The 17628-nt window shown below is 66.1% G+C and carries 20 protein-coding genes and 1 pseudogene; 12 read left to right on the forward strand and 9 right to left on the reverse strand.

Annotation, left to right across the window (positions count from 1 at the left end):
- Positions 1 to 165 precede the first annotated feature (165 nt).
- The 5 genes from urtA to urtE are packed head-to-tail and all read left to right on the forward strand — an operon-like array spanning position 166 to position 4602.
- Positions 166 to 1341, forward strand: coding sequence for an urea ABC transporter substrate-binding protein (urtA, locus tag ACIBQX_RS27735; RefSeq protein WP_397009806.1), 1176 nt, complete (start codon positions 166 to 168; stop codon positions 1339 to 1341).
- On the forward strand, positions 1341 to 2189 hold the full coding sequence (gene urtB, locus ACIBQX_RS27740) for an urea ABC transporter permease subunit UrtB (protein ID WP_397009431.1): 849 nt from the start codon (positions 1341 to 1343) through the stop codon (positions 2187 to 2189). The genes urtA and urtB overlap by 1 nt, the downstream gene beginning before the upstream one ends.
- On the forward strand, positions 2186 to 3202 hold the full coding sequence (urtC, locus tag ACIBQX_RS27745; RefSeq protein ID WP_397009433.1) for an urea ABC transporter permease subunit UrtC: 1017 nt from the start codon (positions 2186 to 2188) through the stop codon (positions 3200 to 3202). Before urtB ends, urtC begins: the two co-directional genes overlap by 4 nt.
- Positions 3186 to 3929, forward strand: a complete 744-nt coding sequence (gene urtD / locus ACIBQX_RS27750; RefSeq protein ID WP_397009435.1) for an urea ABC transporter ATP-binding protein UrtD — start codon at positions 3186 to 3188, stop codon at positions 3927 to 3929. Before urtC ends, urtD begins: the two co-directional genes overlap by 17 nt.
- A complete protein-coding gene (gene urtE / locus ACIBQX_RS27755; protein WP_397009437.1) occupies positions 3913 to 4602 on the forward strand; it encodes an urea ABC transporter ATP-binding subunit UrtE in 690 nt (229 codons plus the stop codon). The genes urtD and urtE overlap by 17 nt, the downstream gene beginning before the upstream one ends.
- A 5-nt stretch (positions 4603 to 4607) precedes the next feature.
- Here the strand turns inward: urtE and ACIBQX_RS27760 are convergent, their stop codons facing one another.
- From ACIBQX_RS27760 to ACIBQX_RS27770, 3 genes are all read right to left on the reverse strand, one after another.
- A complete protein-coding gene (locus ACIBQX_RS27760) occupies positions 4608 to 5336 on the reverse strand; it encodes a Mut7-C RNAse domain-containing protein (protein ID WP_397009439.1) in 729 nt (242 codons plus the stop codon).
- The gene (locus tag ACIBQX_RS27765; RefSeq protein ID WP_397009441.1) at positions 5324 to 6328 is read right to left on the reverse strand and encodes a GNAT family N-acetyltransferase; all 1005 of its coding nucleotides are present in this window, start codon (positions 6326 to 6328) and stop codon (positions 5324 to 5326) included. Before ACIBQX_RS27765 ends, ACIBQX_RS27760 begins: the two co-directional genes overlap by 13 nt.
- A 65-nt stretch (positions 6329 to 6393) precedes the next feature.
- Positions 6394 to 6639, reverse strand: coding sequence for a DUF2630 family protein (locus ACIBQX_RS27770; RefSeq protein WP_397009443.1), 246 nt, complete (start codon positions 6637 to 6639; stop codon positions 6394 to 6396).
- A gap of 38 nt (positions 6640 to 6677) precedes the next feature.
- Between ACIBQX_RS27770 and ddaH the strand changes: the two genes are divergently transcribed.
- Together ddaH and leuA are read left to right on the forward strand one after the other, a co-directional pair.
- Positions 6678 to 7424, forward strand: a complete 747-nt coding sequence (gene ddaH, locus ACIBQX_RS27775) for a dimethylargininase (RefSeq protein WP_397009445.1) — start codon at positions 6678 to 6680, stop codon at positions 7422 to 7424.
- A gap of 270 nt (positions 7425 to 7694) precedes the next feature.
- Positions 7695 to 9401, forward strand: coding sequence for a 2-isopropylmalate synthase (gene leuA, locus ACIBQX_RS27780; RefSeq protein WP_397009447.1), 1707 nt, complete (start codon positions 7695 to 7697; stop codon positions 9399 to 9401).
- A gap of 124 nt (positions 9402 to 9525) precedes the next feature.
- On the opposite strand, the gene ACIBQX_RS27785 is transcribed toward leuA, so the two are convergent.
- The 4 genes from ACIBQX_RS27785 to ACIBQX_RS27800 all read right to left on the reverse strand — a co-directional run bounded on the left by ACIBQX_RS27785 (position 9526) and on the right by ACIBQX_RS27800 (position 13282).
- Positions 9526 to 9651: a hypothetical protein gene (locus ACIBQX_RS27785; RefSeq protein ID WP_397009449.1), complete on the reverse strand. Its 126-nt coding sequence runs from the start codon at positions 9649 to 9651 to the stop codon at positions 9526 to 9528.
- Positions 9652 to 10115: 464 nt separating this feature from the next.
- Entirely contained in the window at positions 10116 to 12308 is a 2193-nt protein-coding gene (locus ACIBQX_RS27790) for a hypothetical protein (RefSeq protein WP_397009451.1), read from the reverse strand.
- On the reverse strand, positions 12305 to 12547 hold the full coding sequence (locus ACIBQX_RS27795; RefSeq protein WP_397009453.1) for a hypothetical protein: 243 nt from the start codon (positions 12545 to 12547) through the stop codon (positions 12305 to 12307). The genes ACIBQX_RS27790 and ACIBQX_RS27795 overlap by 4 nt, the downstream gene beginning before the upstream one ends.
- Positions 12548 to 13102: 555 nt before the next feature.
- Positions 13103 to 13282: a DUF397 domain-containing protein gene (locus ACIBQX_RS27800; RefSeq protein ID WP_397009808.1), complete on the reverse strand. Its 180-nt coding sequence runs from the start codon at positions 13280 to 13282 to the stop codon at positions 13103 to 13105.
- Between the two features lie 199 nt (positions 13283 to 13481).
- Between ACIBQX_RS27800 and ACIBQX_RS27805 the strand changes: the two genes are divergently transcribed.
- Together ACIBQX_RS27805 and ACIBQX_RS27810 are read left to right on the forward strand one after the other, a co-directional pair.
- Positions 13482 to 13829, forward strand: coding sequence for a hypothetical protein (locus ACIBQX_RS27805; RefSeq protein ID WP_397009820.1), 348 nt, complete (start codon positions 13482 to 13484; stop codon positions 13827 to 13829).
- A 4-nt stretch (positions 13830 to 13833) separates the two neighbouring features.
- Positions 13834 to 14098: pseudogene (locus ACIBQX_RS27810) on the forward strand (transposase family protein); the annotation flags it as partial.
- 234 nt (positions 14099 to 14332) lie between these two features.
- Here the strand turns inward: ACIBQX_RS27810 and ACIBQX_RS27815 are convergent.
- Both ACIBQX_RS27815 and ACIBQX_RS27820 read right to left on the reverse strand, forming a co-directional pair.
- On the reverse strand, positions 14333 to 14545 hold the full coding sequence (locus tag ACIBQX_RS27815) for a DUF397 domain-containing protein (protein WP_397009454.1): 213 nt from the start codon (positions 14543 to 14545) through the stop codon (positions 14333 to 14335).
- Positions 14533 to 15360, reverse strand: a complete 828-nt coding sequence (locus ACIBQX_RS27820) for a helix-turn-helix domain-containing protein (RefSeq protein ID WP_397009456.1) — start codon at positions 15358 to 15360, stop codon at positions 14533 to 14535. Before ACIBQX_RS27820 ends, ACIBQX_RS27815 begins: the two co-directional genes overlap by 13 nt.
- Before the next feature lie 197 nt (positions 15361 to 15557).
- On the opposite strand from ACIBQX_RS27820, the gene ACIBQX_RS27825 reads away from it, so the two are divergent.
- From ACIBQX_RS27825 to ACIBQX_RS27835, 3 genes are all read left to right on the forward strand, one after another.
- Positions 15558 to 15986: an ATP-binding protein gene (locus ACIBQX_RS27825; protein WP_397009458.1), complete on the forward strand. Its 429-nt coding sequence runs from the start codon at positions 15558 to 15560 to the stop codon at positions 15984 to 15986.
- 485 nt (positions 15987 to 16471) lie between these two features.
- Positions 16472 to 16894, forward strand: coding sequence for a hypothetical protein (locus tag ACIBQX_RS27830; RefSeq protein WP_397009459.1), 423 nt, complete (start codon positions 16472 to 16474; stop codon positions 16892 to 16894).
- A gap of 329 nt (positions 16895 to 17223) precedes the next feature.
- Positions 17224 to 17511: a hypothetical protein gene (locus tag ACIBQX_RS27835; RefSeq protein WP_397009461.1), complete on the forward strand. Its 288-nt coding sequence runs from the start codon at positions 17224 to 17226 to the stop codon at positions 17509 to 17511.
- Positions 17512 to 17628 lie beyond the last annotated feature (117 nt).

The raw sequence follows: 17628 nt of genomic DNA on the forward strand, positions 1-17628 counted from the left end.
TCTGGGTCGCAGTGCTCCGGATCCCCCTGTGAGGCACCGGCAATGGGCTCTTAACGTACGTGATCTCACGCCGACATCAGGCCGGATCACCGTACTCGCAGAGCTCGTCTGCAGGAAGGAACGGCAGTGCGTATTCCTCACGCGATCATCTCAGGAATTCTCATCATGTCCGTCGCGGCGTGCGGGGCGTCGGGTTCGCAGTCCGGTACCGCGTCCAGTGAGAGCGAGATCAAGGTCGGTCTCCTCCACTCGCTCAGCGGCACGATGGCGATCAGCGAGGTGACCGTGCGGGACGCGGAGCTGCTCGCGATCGAAGAGATCAACAAGGCCGGCGGGGTGCTCGGCAAGAAGCTGGTGCCCGTGGTGGAGGACGGCGCCTCCGACTGGCCGACGTTCGCCGAGAAGGCCACCAAGCTCATCCGGCAGGACAAGGTCGCCACCGTGTTCGGCGGCTGGACCTCGGCGAGCAGAAAGGCGATGCTGCCGGTCTTCGAACGCTACAAGGCGCTGCTGTGGTACCCGGTGCAGTACGAAGGGCTGGAGAGCTCGCCGTACATCTTCTACACGGGCGCCACCACCAACCAGCAGATCATCCCCGGCCTGGACTACCTCAAGGAACAGGGCAAGAAGAAGATCTTCCTGGTGGGCAGCGACTACGTCTTCCCGCGCACCGCCAACAAGATCATCAAGGCGTACGCCGCCGCGAACGGCATGGAGATCCTGGGCGAGGAGTACACCCCGCTCGGCCACACCGAATACTCCACGCTGGTCAACAAGGTGACCCAGGCCAAGCCCGAGGCCGTGTTCAACACGCTCAACGGCGATTCGAACGTCGCCTTCTTCAAACAGCTCAAGAGCGCCGGCGCCACCGCCGAGAGCATGCCGGTGCTGTCGGTGAGCATCGCCGAGGAGGAGGTCAAGGGCATCGGCGTGGACAACATCGCCGGCCAGCCGGTCGCCTGGAACTACTACCAGACCACCGACACCCCGGCCAACACCGCCTTCGTCAAGGCCTTCAAGGACACCTACGGCCAGGACAAGGTCACCAGCGACCCGATGGAGGCCGGCTACAACGCCGTCTACCTGTGGGCCGAGGCCGTCAAGAAGGCCGGCACGGTCGAGGTCGAGGCGGTCAAGAAGGCGGCGGGCGGCATCGCGCTGGAACGTCCCGAGGGCCTGGTCACCATCGACGGTGAGACCCAGCACATGTACAAGACGGCCCGCATCGGCATCGTCCAGTCCGACGGCCTGATCAAGCAGGTCTGGGACTCCGGCAAGCCGATCAAGCCCGACCCGTACCTCAAGGGCTACCCCTGGGCGAGCGGGCTGGCGCAGAGCTGATGGAGGCCATCGTCAACCAGCTCCCCATCGGGCTGTCGATCGGCGCGGTGCTGCTGCTCGTCGCGCTCGGCCTGACGTTCACGTTCGGCCAGATGGGCGTGATCAACATGGCGCACGGCGAGTTCATCATGGCGGGCGCCTACACCGCCTTCCTGCTCCAGGACCTGCTGCTCGCACTGCCCGCGGCCTTCCTGGTCGCCGGGCTCATGGGGTTGATCCTGGAGCGGGCCGCCATCCGGCACTTCTACGGCCGGCCGCTGGACACGCTGCTGCTCACCTGGGGTGTCAGCCTGGTGCTGCAGCAGCTGGCCCGCGACCTGTTCGGCGCGCCGAACGTGCAGGTGGCGGCGCCGTCGTGGCTGACCGGGGCGATCGGCATCCTGCCGTACAACAGGCTGTTCATCCTGGCGCTCGCCGTGGTCGGCGTGGTCGCCGTGTGGGCGTACCTCGGCCGCACCCGGCAGGGCCGCAGAACGCAGGCGGTCGTGCAGAACAGGCAGCTCGCGGCGACCAGCGGCATCGACACCGGCCGGGTGGACATGCTCACGTTCTTCATCGGCTCGGGGCTGGCCGGCGTGGCCGGTGTCGCACTGACGCTGATCGGGCCGGTCGGGCCCGCGCTCGGCACGTACTACATCGTGGACGCGTTCCTCGTGGTGGTCGCGGGCGGGCTCGGGCAGCTGCGCGGGGCGGTGCTCGCCGCCGCCGGGCTCGGACTGCTCAACTCCTACGCCGAGTTCTGGTCCGACGCGAGCCTGGCCAAGGTGATCGTGTTCGCGGCCGTCATCGCGTTCCTGCAAGTGCGGCCCCAGGGGATGTTCGTGCTCAGGTCGAGGGCGCTCACATGATCAGAAAACACCTGCCCTTCGCCACGATCGCCGTGCTGGCCCTGGTCGCGGCCCCGCTGCTGCTCGAACCCTTCAGGCTGAGCCTGCTGGCCAAGTATCTCTGCTACGCGATCGTCGCCCTCGGCATCGGGCTGGCCTGGGGGCAGGGCGGCATGCTCTCCCTCGGCCAGGGCGTCTTCTTCGGCCTGGGCGGCTACTCCATGGCCATGTACCTCAAACTGGCCGAAGGCGGCGGCCTGCCCGACTTCATGGTGTGGAGCGGCGTGGAGGAGCTGCCGGCGCTGTGGACGCCGTTCGCCAACCCGGTGTTCGCCCTCGGCACGGCGGTGCTCGGCCCGGTGGCGATCGCGGTGGTCCTCGGCACGCTCGTCTTCCGGCAGCGGGTACGCGGCGCCTACTTCGCCATCCTCACCCAGGCGCTGGCCGCCGCCATGGTGATCCTCCTGGTGGGGCAGCAGGGCCTGACCGGCGGCACCAACGGCATGACCAACTTCTTCGAGCTGTTCGGCGCGGACCTGGCCGACGACTCCACCCAGCGCGGGCTCTACCTGGTGGTCGCCACCGTGCTCGGCGTGCTCTACCTCGCCACCCGGCAGCTCGTGCACAGCAGGTTCGGCAGGCTGCTGGTGGCCGTACGGGACGGCGAGGACCGGGTCAGGTTCCTCGGCTACGACCCGGCGACGGTCAAGACGGTGACCTTCGCCGCCTCCGCGGGCATGGCCGGGCTGGCGGGCGCCCTGTTCGTCCCCGTGGTGGGCATCATCTCGCCCGCGCTGCTCGGCGTGGTGCCCTCGCTGGAGCTCGTCGTCGCGGTGGCGGTCGGCGGGCGGCACGCGCTGGCCGGGGCCGTGCTCGGCGCGGTCCTCATGGGATACGCCAAGACGGCCTTCAGCGAGCAGTTCGCCGACGGCTGGCTCTACCTGCAGGGTGCGCTGTTCATCCTGGTCATGACGCTGGCCCCGAAGGGCATCGCCGGCATTTTGGGGAGGTTGCGAAGTGCTCGAGCTACGTGACGTACGAGTGGTGTTCGACGGCTTCCACGCCCTCGACGGCGTCGATCTGACGGTGCCGGAAGGGGAGCTGCGCTTCCTGATCGGCCCCAACGGCGCCGGCAAGACCACCCTCATCGACGTGATCACCGGCCTCACCCGACCGGCCGCCGGGACGGTCACCTTCGACGGGCACGATCTGGTGGGCCGCAAGGAGCACCGGATCGTCCGGCTCGGCGTCGGCCGTACCTTCCAGACCTCGGTCGTCTTCGAGGAGCTGAGCGTCGTCGAGAACCTCGACCTGGCGGCCTGCTTCCGCCGGCCCCTGTGGTCGCTGGCCCGCCGCCGCAAGGGGGTCTCGCAGGCCGTCGAGGAGGCGCTGACCAGGACCGGTCTCGAAGAGCTCGCCGACCGTTCAGCCGGCGTTCTCTCCCACGGCCAGCGCCAGTGGCTGGAGCTCGGCATGCTGCTGGCGCAGCGCCCCAGACTGCTGCTCCTGGACGAACCCGTGGCCGGCATGTCGCGGGAGGAACGCGAGCGGACGGGGGAGCTGCTCACCCGGATCGCCGACGACCACACGGTGATCGTGGTGGAGCACGACATGGAGTTCCTGCGCCGTCACGCCTCCAAGGTGACGGTGCTGCACGAGGGCAAGGTGCTCGTGGAGGGTTCGGTGGAGCAGGTCAGCGCCGATCCGCGGGTGCAGGAGGTCTATCTGGGGAGGAAGCCCAGCGATGCTGTCGGTAAGTGACCTCGAATCCGGTTACGGCAGGGCGCGGGTGCTGTTCGGCGTCTCGCTCGACGTCGAGCCCGGCCAGCTCGTCTGCGTCATGGGACGCAACGGCGTCGGCAAGACCACGCTGCTCAACACCGTCATGGGCGTCCTGCCCGCGACCGCGGGCGCCGTCACGTTCGACGGCCGCGACGTCACCAAGCTCAAGCCGCACGAGCGGGTACGTCTCGGCATGGGGTACGTCCCGCAGGGCCACCAGTGTTTCCCGCAACTGTCGGTGCTCGGCAACCTGCTGGTGACCGCCGAGGCGGCGAAGGCGCCGAAGAACGCCATCGATGAGGCGCTGGAGCTCTTCCCCCGGCTCAAACCGCTGCTCAAACGCAGAGCCGGGCACCTGTCGGGCGGCCAGCAGCAGCAACTCGCCATCGCCCGCGTCCTGGTGACCGGACCCAGGATGCTGATCCTCGACGAGCCGACCGAGGGCATCCAGCCGTCGATCATCCAGGAGATCGAGGAGGCCATCGAGCGGCTGCACGCCTCGGGACTCGCCGTGCTCCTCGTCGAGCAGTATCTGGACATCGCGCTACGGCTGGCCGACCGGTTCGTCATCCTCGACGGCGGGCATGTCGTACGCACCGGCGCCGCCGAGGAGCTGAACGGGGAGGACGTACACCGGCTGCTGGCCGTCTGACCAGGTCAACCGGCGGCCCACTGGCGGGCCGAGCGGACGATCTCCTCCAGGTCGCCGCTGTGCGCGCCGTGCCAGTAGACCTGGCCGCACACCCGGCACTGCCCGTAGGCGTCGTAGCTCCTACGGGTGCCGGCGCGCAGCATCGGCTCCACGTCCCGCTTGGCCACCGTGCTCAGCTCGCCGTTGCAGGCCGTACACCTCGTCCATGGACGAAGCGGCGGGGAGAAGCGTTCGAGCAGGTCGCGGAGCTGGTCCGGCGCCCGCGAGCCGCGCACGTACGCGCCCAGCCACAGGGCGCGGCGGCGCAGCAGGCCGCGGTCCTGGGTGAGCAGCACCCGCCGCTCCTCGTTGGCCTGCACGACCAGCGACGGGTCGTCCATGTCGTTGTGGTAGGCCGCGTCGATGCCGAGCAGGCGCAGCCGCCTGGCCAGCGTGCCCAGGTGGACGTCGAGCAGGAAGCGCGGCTCCTCGGGCAGCGGCTGCGGCCTGGGCACCGCCCGCACCTCCACCACGTCACCAGGACGCGGCTGGTAGGACGGCGGCACGCCCCGGTCACCGACCGTCATCGGGCCGACCTCCGTCAGCGGGACGCCCGCCGACTCCACGTGGTGCCCCAGCGTGGAGGAGCCGTCGAGGGCGATCCGCTGAGTGCTGGTACGGCGGCTCGCGGGCAGGAACATCATCAGCTCCGGCGCGATGCGAAGAAGTACGTGCCGTTCCGTCACAACGCCCATTCTGCGCTCTTCCTTGTCTGGAGCGGGAGTCGCCACTCGTTCCACTCGTCCAGCAGCTCGAAGCCCATGGCCTCGTTGATCGCCAGCATGTGGGCGTTGGACGTCGCGTTCCAGGTGATGACGCGGTCGAGGTGCGGCTCCCGCTCGCGCAGCCAGAACAGGTTGGTGAGCTTGAGCAGCAGGCCGAGGCGGTGGCCGCGGTGCTGCCTGAGCACGGTCGTGTCGCCCTGGTGCACCCAGCCGTCCGCGCGATCGGCCGTGAGGAAGACGCGCGTGTAGCCCGCGGGGGCGCCGTCGGAGGTCCGCCTGGCCAGGACGGTGTAGGAGTCGTCGCCGCCTTCGCGGGTGCGCTGCTCGTCGGCTCGGACTCGTTCGAGGGGGAGGTTCATCGCCTCCACGCCCGCGTCGCGGGGCGCGTCGTTCATCCCGTCCATCACCGTGGCGAGATCGGGCAGCAGCTCCGGACTCGTGGGGCCGGTCCATCGCTCCAGGCGATAGCCCCCGCTGCGGGGGAGCATCCGCTCAAAAGCGTCCCAATCGACCTTGCGGAGGTCGAGCACGCGGCGGGCCTCGGCCACGCCGACCGTGAAGCCATGCGTCAGTGCGAACCGCGCGCCGGGGCCCTCGGCGGGCGTCTCCGCGAGCAGCAGCCGTCGGCCGTCGGCGCGCAGCCGGTCGAGGGCGTGGGCGAGCAGGGCCGAGCCCATCTCCTGCCGACGCCGCTCGGGGCGCACCACGAGGGGGAACAGGACGCCCATGTGGGTGTTGTCGTAGCGGGGGAAGCTCAGCCCGTAACCCGCGACGACCTGGCCGCCCTCGACCACGACCCAGGCCTCGGCACGCGCCCCGGGGCCGCCCCCGCCGACCACCCGCCGGAACCGGGCGGCAGAGACCTGCGGGCCGGGCACCCCCTCCATGGCGGCGACGAACGCGTCGTGGAAGTCGTCGAGCAGGCGGCCGGGGTGCTCGGCGTCGATGCGCTGGATCTGCATGAGCCCACACAAGCGCACCCGTCGCCGGGCACGCGAGCCATTTACTGGCGGTAGTCCTCCACCTGTTACTGCCGGTAGTTCTCCACCTGGTCGGCGGGACGGGCGGCGGCGCCGTCCGGGTCCTCGCCGACCCCGCGCCGCGCCCGGCGCTGCCGGAGCAGGTCCCAGCACTGGTCGAGGGCCACTTCCAGTTGCTTGACCCGGGCGTTCTCCTCATCGGTGCCGAGCTCGCCGGTCCGCAGCTTGCTGCGCAGTTCGTGCTCCTCGTCGACCAGAGCGCTGATCGTGGAGAGAATCTCGTTGTCCCGCATGACCGAGACTCTACCGACCACGTGATAGAAAACGCCCTATGTCCGGTATCGCGCTGGTAAGAATGCCTGGTCCTCGAATCGCCGAGGGGATCGTCACCCATGTCCGGCGAGAGGCCGTGGACAGCGAACTGGCCGCTGACCAGCACGCCCGTTACGTGGCCGCGCTCGCTGCGAACGGCTGGCGGGCGGTGTACGCCGAGCCTGCCGACGACCTGCCCGACGCGCCGTTCGTGGAGGACACGGTCGTGGTGGCCGGGCAGCTGGCCGTACTGACCAGGCCGGGCGCGCCGGAGCGGCGGCCGGAGGGTGAGTCCGTGGCGGCGGCCCTGCGGGAGCTCGGGGTGAAAGCGGTGCGCATCGCCGCGCCCGGGACGCTCGACGGCGGGGACGTGCTGCAGGTCGGGAACACCGTTTACGTCGGCAGGTCCGCGCGGACCAACGACCAGGGGATCAGGCAGCTCAGCGCGCTGCTGCCGGAGCGGCGGATCGTCCCCGTGCGGCTGACCGGGGTGCTGCATCTGAAATCGGCGGTCACCGCGCTGCCGGACGGCACGCTCATCGGCGATCCGGCGTACGTGGACCTGCCCGACCTGCTGGTACCGCTGGAGGAGCCGGGGGCGCACGTGGTGCCGCTGGGCGATGACCGGGTCCTGATGGCGGCGTCCGCGCCGCAGACCGCGGCCATGCTGGAGAAGCGCGGATTTAAGGTGACGGTGGTGGATATTTCGGAATTTGAGAAGCTGGAGGGGTGTGTCACCTGCCTCAGCGTCCTCATCTCCTCGTGACTTCCTACGGTGAGGCTTCTTACGGTGAGGCTTCTTACGGTGGGCCTCCTACGGGCTTCTTACGGTGGGCCTTCTACGGTGTGACTTCTCACGATGTACTTCTCACGATGTGGAACCGGGCGGGGTCACGGTGAGACGTCTGATAGCGTGAAAGCCATGCTGCGCGGACTGCTTCTTAGCTGCCGCGGCGGGGGCCTCTAGGCCGGCTCCCTCGCCGCGGAGCCTGTCATGCGCGTCGGCCGTTTCCCTTCGACCGACGAGGAGCCCGACATGACCTCTCAGCAGCCCAGCCCGATGCCGTTCCAGCGCTACCAACCCTTCGAGCCGATCAGGCTGACCGACCGCACCTGGCCTGACAAGGTCATCACCGAGGCCCCGCGCTGGTGCGCGGTCGACCTGCGGGACGGCAACCAGGCGCTGATCGACCCGATGGACGCCCACCGCAAGCTCCAGATGTTCGAGCTGCTGGTGAAGCTGGGCTACAAGGAGATCGAGGTGGGCTTCCCGGCCGCCTCACAGACCGACTTCGACTTCGTACGCCAGATCATCGAAGAGGACCGGATCCCCGACGACGTGGTGATCCAGGTGCTGACCCAGGCCAGGCCCGAGCTCATCGAGCGCACCTACGAGTCCATCCAGGGCGCCAAGCAGGCCATCGTCCACCTGTACAACTCCACCTCCACGCTGCAGCGCCGGGTCGTCTTCGGCATGGACCGCGAAGGCATCACCGCGATCGCCGTCGAGGGCGCCAAACTGGTCAAGAAGCTCGCCGACGCCAGCGACGTGGACGTACGCTTCCAGTACTCACCCGAGTCGTTCACCGGCACCGAGCTGGAGTACGCGGTGGAGGTGTGCGACGCCGTCAACGAGGTGTGGCAGCCCACCCCCGACCGCAAGGTCATCCTCAACCTGCCCGCCACGGTCGAGATGGCCACCCCCAACATCTACGCCGACCAGATCGAATGGATGCACCGCAACCTGGCGCACCGCGACTCGATCATCCTGTCGCTGCATCCGCACAACGACCGCGGCAGCGCCGTGGCCGCCGCCGAGCTCGGCTATCTGGCCGGCGCCGACCGCATCGAAGGCTGCCTGTTCGGCAACGGCGAGCGCACCGGCAACGTCTGCCTGGTCACGCTGGGCATGAACCTGTTCTCCCAGGGCGTCGACCCGCAGATCGACTTCAGCGACATCGACGAGATCCGGCGCATCACCGAATACTGCAACCAGCTGCCCGTGCATCCTCGGCACCCGTGGGGTGGGGAGCTGGTCTACACAGCTTTTTCTGGGTCGCACCAGGACGCCATCAAGAAGGGGTTCGAGCACCTGGAGCGGGACGCCGCCGCTGCTGGGGTGCCGGTGGATTCGTTCACCTGGGAGGTGCCGTACCTGCCCATCGATCCCAAGGACATCGGGCGGACCTACGAGGCGGTCATCCGGGTCAACAGCCAGTCCGGCAAGGGCGGGGTCGCCTACATCATGAAGGCCGACCACCAGCTCGACCTGCCGCGCAAGCTGCAGATCGAGTTCTCCAAGGTCGTACAGGCGCGCACCGAGGCCGAGGGCGGGGAGATCAGTCCGGCCACCATGTACTCCATCTTCCAGGACGAGTACCTGCCTGCTCCGGACAACCGGTGGGGACGGCTCGGGCTGATGGCGCACCGACACGAGTCCACGGTCGACGACAAGGACCGGATCAGCGCTGATGTGCGCGTTGACGGGGAGATTCGGGAGATTTCGGGAGTTGGCAACGGGCCTATCTCGGCGTTCGTTGATGCCATTGCTGGGGTGGGGGTCAAGGTGCGGGTGCTCGATTATGTCGAGCACGCTATGAGCGCCGGGGCCGATGCCAAGGCTGCGTCCTACCTGGAGTGTGACGTTGATGGGCAAGTGCTGTGGGGGGTTGGGATCGACGCCAACACCACTACGGCATCCCTCAAGGCTGTTATCTCGGCGGTAAACCGCGGCTCGCGCTGACCGCTTCCCTTCACCGGCCCTGCACGATCTGCGGGGACTGGTGCTCGGCATGCCGCCCACCAGGCACGATGCCACCTCTTCTCGACCGCGCCCAGCTCACCATGAGGGGTGCGGTCGAGGTGTTTTATCCGGCGGTGAGGGTGCAGTCGTGGATCTGGCTGTAGCGCTTCTGGGCGATGCGCATGAGGTCGGTGAGGTCTTTAAGCGTGTCTCTGCCCTTGGTGACCTGAGCCAGGTAGATATCAAGCATTCGTTCTTTACTGTCGCAGCGGAACTTTGCGCTAACTCGGTACGGTTGCGTGGCTAGTAGGCCGTTCGTCACGTAGGCGGCCATTCCGTCACCGAGGTCGGCAGGAAGGGTTAGTCCGCCGTGGCGGGTGTAAATGTTACGCCTGCTGTCCGACAAAGAGCTTAGATGCTCTGAAGGCATTCCAGGTCCCTCCTCCCTCCACCACACCTCCAGCGGTTGAGGGGTCGTATCAGGGGCCCGGCAGTCGCCGTTTCTCTCAGTGCCGTTGGTTCTCTCGTTGAGAGGTCCGACTGCACCGGTGACAAGGCGAAATGCCTGTTCGGGGATGAAGTTGCAGACATATGGTGTGGAATCCACGACCGGCTGTGGAGCTGCAGTCGACGTGGAGGCAACCTGCCTTTCCGGGCTACAGGCTGAGGCTATCAACACAAGAGATGTCGTAGCTACGGAGAAAAGAGAGTGCCTCATTCGCTACCTCCCGATGAGGAGCGGATGTCAGTGCCGAGATGGTCATTTACCTTAGTGGTATTGCGAAAAGTGTTCTCGAAAGCATCGATTAGCTCGCTACTCCCTCCCGTTTCGCGAGTCCAGTGGAGGAACTGGCTATATTCCTGGGAAGTCATATCGGCGAAAGGCTTTATCGTACGCGAATCGCTACTCGCAAATGGCTGTTTCTCCAAATCTAGACTGTCGAGCAGGCCCTTGTTCAACATGGATGTGGCGAGCATTTGCTCCGCCAGCCTCTCTACCGCCAGCCGGTTGTTCGCCGGTGTCTCGTACCTCCCGTCCAGACTACGGCCCTGTTCGGACATTTGCTGAGCAACGTGTCGGGAAAGCTCGTCATAAGCAGCTCCAGATAGCTTTTCATATCCCTTGCCTACCAACTCCCCGAAGGCTCCGGTGGCCAGTTCGCTCACCCACTTCGTGCCAGGTACGGGAAGCAGTCCTATCGCGTTGGCCACCATGGTCTTCAGCGAGTCATCCGCCTTCTTATCATCTAGCTCCTGGGCGATCAGGACTTGTCGGCGGATCTCCACTATGTGATTGAAGGGGGTTGCTTCCTCGATGGTGCGGTTCTTCAAAAATCTAGTGGCGTCGTCCGCGTCGACCCATCCATTCCCGTTGCGATCAAACCTCTCAACGTCGGCCACGGCGAAACCGAGCCGCTCGGCGTTGGTGGCATTGAGCCCGACTGGGGGTGCGGTGTCGAGTGCCGCTCGCAGGTGTTCGGTCTGTGCGCTTACGAGGGCCGCGAATCCGGCTTCGTGGAAGGTGGCGATCACCAGCGCATAGGACATGTCCCCGACTTTGACCTCGCCGAAGGCCTCACCGTTCAGGTAAATGCGCGAGAGTTGGTCGATGTTGGCAGCTAGTGCGCGAGCCAAGGGGTAGCTCAAGGGGGCCAGCCGATCGAATGCTTCTCTGTTTCGTATCTCCAGATTGCCGTCGGTAGCTTGGCCGAAGGCTTCGCCCATCTCGTTAGCGACGATCTTGGTCATCTCGGTGGCCAACCCTTGGGAGGTGGCGTCCTGGCCCGTTGTCGCGGTCACTAACATGTTGTTCAGCGGCGCGTAGTTGCCCAGATAGCGGGAAACGTCCCACCGGGTCGTCAGCAGGTAGTCCAGCATGGACTTCTTCCACCCGGCCGGAGTGTGGGTCAGGAGGGCATGAGAGGCTTCCCGGCTGGACTTCGCCGCGTGGAACAGGTCGTCCACCACCGCTGACGAGCTCTTCGCCCCCGGAGCGCCGGCCTGCGTCCCCGGTCTCAGCAGAGTGCCGAGTCCGAGAACACCGGCCAGGTCGACGATGGGTCGTTGAGCCCACGAGTAGTCCTCGCTCGCCTTCCACGCGCTTTCGCGCTGCTCGCGCTCGTAGACGATCACGTCGCGTCCGACGATCTCCATGAACTCCTTCGAGTACGGTGGCTCCCCCTCGTGAGCACGCCAGATGAGTGCCTGAGCCTGGTAGCCCGAGTACTTCATACCGCTGGACTCGTGCTCGGTCCGGCCCTGCTTCACCAAGTCTCGGGTGAAATCAGCACCCAGGTAGGCGGGATTCTTCGGATCGGTCGCCTTGGCCAGCGTCCTGCTGAGCATGCCCAGTGCCCTCTGGCCCTGGGCTGAGAGCGAGGCCACGTGCGCCGAATCGCCGTGGTCCGAGGCGGCGCGCACCTGCGCGGCGATCGAGCCGGGCAGCCGCGTCGCCCCTCCGGCTTCCAGAACGCCGAGGAATACCTTGACGAACTCCGTGTCCCCGGTCCGCGACGCGTACTTCTCCAGTTCGGCCAGCGCCCTGGCGTCCCCGCGCGAGGCGTTGAGCGCGGCGCGACCGGCCAGTGTCCCGTCCAACAGCCCCTTGGCGGCCTCCAGGCCGTCGGGCATCTCCAGGAAGCTCCCGGCTGGAGTGCTCGTCCCGAAGCTGACCTTCTGCCGCCGCAACTCGTGGACCAGTTTCTGCCGCCGCCGCAGGTCTTCGGCCTGTGTGGTGACCCGTCCGGCCAGCTCCCGAAGCCGTGCCGCCAGCGAGGTGTCGAGCCCGGCGCCCTGCAGTTCGCAGTGCAGGGCCTGCGCCAGCTCGGCCAGTTGCCCGGCCGCTTGGGTGTGCTTGCCCGCCATCGTGTCGAAGTCGGGTTGCTTGACTCCGCTGAAGTCCGTCATGGCTTGTCCGGAAGTGAGGCCAGCTTCTGATTCGCACTATGGATGGCCTGCTTGAGCAAGGTCCACAGCTCTCTCTGGTCAGCGTGGACCTGGGTGCCGAACCGGCTGCCTGCCGGCCCCACCCACGTGTCGTTCTCCATCAGGCGGCAGGAAGGATGAAGCGCCCACCAGTGCTCGTCCGACAGCCGCTGGATCCGCTCCGCGACAGCCTGCATCGCCTGGCGATCGAGGTCGGCCAAGATGATCCCCTTGTACGGCTCGCTGCACCAGAACAGGTCAGGAGGCGGCATCCCCCATGTCTTTCACACGGTAATCAACATCACAGCAACAGAACAAGCATAACCTCGATGAAAGGCATAGCGAGTACGAGTTTTGTTCGTGAATCGGATGTTATGCCTGGTTGACCCACGGCTCCAGTTGCCTTCGGGGAGAATCGTGTGGAGCTGACGCTCTGGTAGAAAAGCGATCTTCGGGTAATTTCGTCGAACGGGGAATGCGCGGTGAGTCGCTCAATGAGGATGAAACCTGGTGGGCACTCGTTGAGCATCGGCTGAAACAGCAGAAAATTGAATCGGCATCGGATGATCGACGAGTGCGGCAAAGCGGCTGGGTAGGTCATGGGCGCGTGTGGCGACCTGAGGTGGGGAGCGCAACCGTGTGCTGACCCCGCCTGAATACCGTCCGGGTGTTCCCGCACGGTTGTGAGGTCAGCGGCCGTCCATCAACATCGACGACGGCATGGAATAGGCCGGGCAATTCGCCAGGAAGCTCCAGGAGTCTTCGCCGCCCTCTGCCTATGGGGCGAACCGGCGCCCAAGGGCCAGGAGGCCCGCCCTCGATGTGGGGTTGCGAAGCTGGTGATACCTAGCCGAACTTGCCGTTCTGCACGCTCCGATGAAGGCGTCGCATTTGCTGGGAGTGAAGATTAGTACCGGGCCGGTGGGGTCTTTGCTGTCGCGGACGCCGGCGCCCAGAGGAGAGCTCGGCTACTTCAACGCAGTTGCCGCCGTTGGATCCTGATCGGTGGACCTGCGCCAGGTGGCTGTTTCGAGTTCTCGGTTCAGCTCGTCCATCGTTGCATTGATCAGTCCAGGGACTCGCGCTGGGACGGTGAATTCATTTGGGACGGGAAGACGAGCAGGCCGCTGCGCGGAAGCATGTGAAGATGCTCGCATGAGACGAACGACCACCGGTGGCCCGGTCTTACGCTGGGCAGTGGTGCTCCTGGCCGGCGCACTTCTCCTCGTGGGGCTCGTCTGGCTCGCGCCCGGCGAGGACGATCGGTTTGCTGACTCGGCTCCCCAGATGGAGGCCGTCGCGCGCACGTTGGGGAAGGACGAGGTGCTCAAGCGCCAGACAATCGGCGTCCTCACATTCGATGCGGTCTACTGGGACGGCGACGCGGTCGTCTTCTCCCTCAGCGACAGCCACCTCGCGTACATATGGAGCCCTGACAGGAGGCCGGGCGACACATTGCCCCTGTGGGGCCCGTGGTACACGTTTTGGAGCGATCCCCACTGAAGACTTCGCGGACAAGGGTTATCAAGGCGCGGGCGGCACGATCCGGACGCCGTTCAAGCGGCATCGCCATTGTTCCTGGCTCTCCCGAGGGCAGCCGGGAGGTCAACCCCGCCCATGCCCGCATCTGTGCCATTGGCGAACGCGCCGTCGCAACCTTGAAGGCATGGAAGGTGCTGACCAAGCTGCGCTGCTGCCCGCATCGCGCGAACGCGATCGTGCAGGCCATCCTCGTCCTCCGGCTGGTCGAAGACGACCGTTACTCAGGATGAAATGGCTCAGCACTTCGGAGCGAATCCCTCATATCTGCATTTAGGGCGCAAAGGTCTTGTTATTTGGTTCATGATTTAGGCTGACATGGCCCCGAAGAGCTCGCCTCACCTCATCTTTGTGAGGCCATGAGGAGAGAAGCGTCTGGGAAGGGTGTGGCAGAGGACCTTCTCGGAGAGAATCTCTGGGAAAAGGTCCTGTGCGCGTGCCTATTGGCGAGATACAGCTGGTGGTGACTAGTCAAACTCGCCGTCCTTGACGCCATTGATGAAGGCGTCCCATTCTCCTGGGGTGAAGACTAGCGCCGGTCCGGTGGGATTCTTACTGTCGCGGACGCCTCGATGTCCGCCGGAGAGTTCGGCGACCTCGACGCAGTTGCCGCCGTCGGGTCCCGATCGGGTGGACTTGCGCCAGGTGGCTGTTTCGAGCGCTCGGTTCAGTTCGTCCATCGCTGCAGCGCCTCCTTGATCAGTTCCAGGGACTCGCGCTGGGACAGTGCTTCGGAGCGAATCCCTTCATATCTGTATGTTAGGACGCTGACGTCCTCTGGTCGCTCCGTTACTCGGCTCATGACCCCGGCGGATTCGACGTACGCCGTGTCGAAGACTCCGTGTGCTTGCGCGATGGCGAAACCCCCAGCGAGGCCGGTGGTGGAATAGGCGTTGAGAGGCAGAACCTGAATGGTGATCCGGGGTGCCAGGCCTGCTTCGAGCAGGTGGGTGAGCTGTGCTGACATCACGGCCGAATTGCCGATCGGCCGGTGTAGAACCGCCTCGTCGATTACGGACCACAACAAGGGTGGTTTGGGGCGTCTGAGGATCGACTGACGTTCCATTCGAGCAATCACCTGCTCCTCGATTTGCTCGGGCGTCACGCCGACATCGCCGCCCAAGACGGCTCGGGCGTAGTCCTCAATTTGGAGCAGGCCGGGCACCACCAGCGGTTCCCAGGTTCGGATCGCTTCGGCTGTGGCCTCCACATCGAGCCAGGGCCGGAACCATGGAGGGGCCGATGCGTGGCTGACCATCGGCCAGAGCCGCATCAGGGCGCCTTCCGCCTCAAGCGCTTCGTCGCAGCGGCGGGCGAAATCCTCCGTCGGTGACCGCCTGGCTGTCTCGATCATGCTGATCGTGCCGATGGAGTAGGACACCGCCTTCGACAGGCGAATCTGGGACCAGCTTCGCGCCTTGCGGTGTCGTCGCAGCTCGAAGCCGAAGAGGGCGGTCGGCGAATCGGCGGGGCACAGCTCGCTTTCCTTTGGCACCTGACCTCCCGGGGGGCTGCCATCCGTTTCAACGGAAGTTTCACCGAAACGGTTGATGGCATAACGAAGTCAATCGACTACTAACTGTAGCTAAAGCTTGGGATGGTGGGAAGGCCGATCGAGGCCGACTTCTTCAAGTGGGTGAAGTGATGAAAGCAGCGAGTACGGAGCCGAGGGTCATCGGTTCGATTCAGCTGGTGGGCATTCGCGAGTCCGTCTCGTACGCCCGCTCACAAGTGCGCAGCTGGCTCGGGGACGATCACCCTGCGGTCGACGACGCCGTGCTGGCGGTGTCCGAGCTGGTGACGAACGCGTTCCGGCACTCCGACGCCAGGCCGTATGACTTCATCGGCCTCACCGTCACCGAGGCGGAGGGGATGATCTACGTGGAGGTGCGTGACCCCGGCTCCGCCTTCTCCGACCCGCACATCCGGCAGGAGCCCGAGGTGGAGGACGGTCGTGGGCTGCTGATCGTCCGCGAGATCTCCCAGGGCTGGGGGATCCGCGAGCACGGCCGTGGGCTGGGCCGTACCGTCTGGTGCGCCATCCGGGCCGCCCCTCCTTCCCCTGATCCGTCCGCTGTCGAACCGGTCTTCGGATCGGTCGGCGGACGCGGCCCTGGCTGAGCGGTGCGGTCAGTCGGGGCTGGGCGACTCCGCCTTCCCGCGGAGGGTGGGCGGCGGAGTCGTCGCCACAACGTCCGGCCGGGATCTTCCCCGTAGTTCCAGGGCCGGGCATGGCCCCGATGAGGGTGCATCCTTCCCACCTCATCGGGGGCCATCTGCTTGACGTTTCAGGACGCTGTACCCGTTCGGCCGAGAAAGTCGGGAGACCCGTCGTATTCCCGGCGTATTCCACGGTGCTACCGGCGCGTGCAAAGATCACTCCAGTAGGGCCTGGCCGCCTGGAGGGCGTTTCTCCGGGCGGTGAAGTCTTGGCTGTTCAGCGGGCTGGAGGCTGAGGACCTGCTTGGGGTGGGGATGCCGAGCTTGGTGAGCAGGGCTTGGTGGGGCCGGTGACCTGCTGAAACGTGCCGGTTCTGAGCCGAGGTCCCGGCTGCCGCCGACGCGGCGCTACGTCATCCCACGGACCGCGAGAAACATCCCGAAAAATGATCATCTTCCTCAAGCATGCTTTGTGTACGGGAGGCGTGGCCAGAGTTGGCCGGGTTCTCCATGAAAGGATCATTGTGTTTCATATGGTTCGGCGTTCTGCCTTGGTAAGCGCGCTCGCGATGGGTGTCGCCATGGCGGCCATCGGGTTCACGCCCGCCTCGGCCGCGGCGACACCGCCGTATGCGCTCGTCAAGCTGGTCTTCAGGTGTACGCACGTGAACCCGGTGAGGGTCACCGTCAAGGGACCGGGCGTCGTGGGCGCCGTTCGCCGCAGCACGGGCACGAGCTACTTCCGGGGCCGGCCCGGCGTCTACAGGGTCAAGCGCATTGGGAACGGCCGGATCGCACCGAGGACCAGGTACTTCAAGATCAAGGATAACTCGACCCGCACCATCAACGTCTGCTCCCTGAAGTGGTGATCGCTGGTCCGGGAGAATCCGGGCCTGCATGATCCCAGGGCCGCCTTTCTTGACCTTGTCCCCGGTCGGCCACCGCCTGGGCGGCTCTGGTCTTTGGCGCAGTGGCTTGGCTCCCGTGCGGAGCTTGCCCATCGAGCGCTCTCCTGATTTGGAGGACGTGCCGCTCTCCAAAGCGCCTGGTCGGCCGTGAACTTGTGAAAAACGCCTCAATGCACGTTTTGCGTACAAGGACCGGGGCTAAGGTGCGCCCGGTCCGCCAGGAAAGGATCATTGTGTTTCGTATTGTTCGGCGTTCTGCCTTGGTAAGCGCGCTCGCGATGGGTGTCGCCATGGCGGCCATCGGGTTCACGCCCGCCTCGGCCGCGGCGACACCGCCGTATGCGCTCGTCAAGCTGGTCTTCAGGTGTACGCACGTGGGTCCGGTGTCGGTCACCGTCCAGGGTCCGGGCGTCGCGGCCAGCGCTCGCCGCAACACGGGCACGAGCTACTTCCGGGGCCGGCCCGGCGTCTACAAGATCAAGCGCCTCGCGAACGGCCGGATCGCACCGAGGAGCAGGTCCATCGCGATCAAGAAGTTCTCGACCCGCACCATCAACGTCTGCTCCCTGAAGTGGTGATCGCGGGTCCGGGAGAAGCCGTTCATATGTGACCCCCGGACCGCCGGTCGTGGCCGTACCCGTTGGTGAGCTCCGAAAGCTCCCGCGCAGGTCGCCACGGTGATGCCCCGCTCTCGT

This window comes from Nonomuraea sp. NPDC049714, assembly GCF_044465295.1.
In the GTDB taxonomy this organism is placed as follows: Bacteria; Actinomycetota; Actinomycetes; order Streptosporangiales; family Streptosporangiaceae; genus Nonomuraea.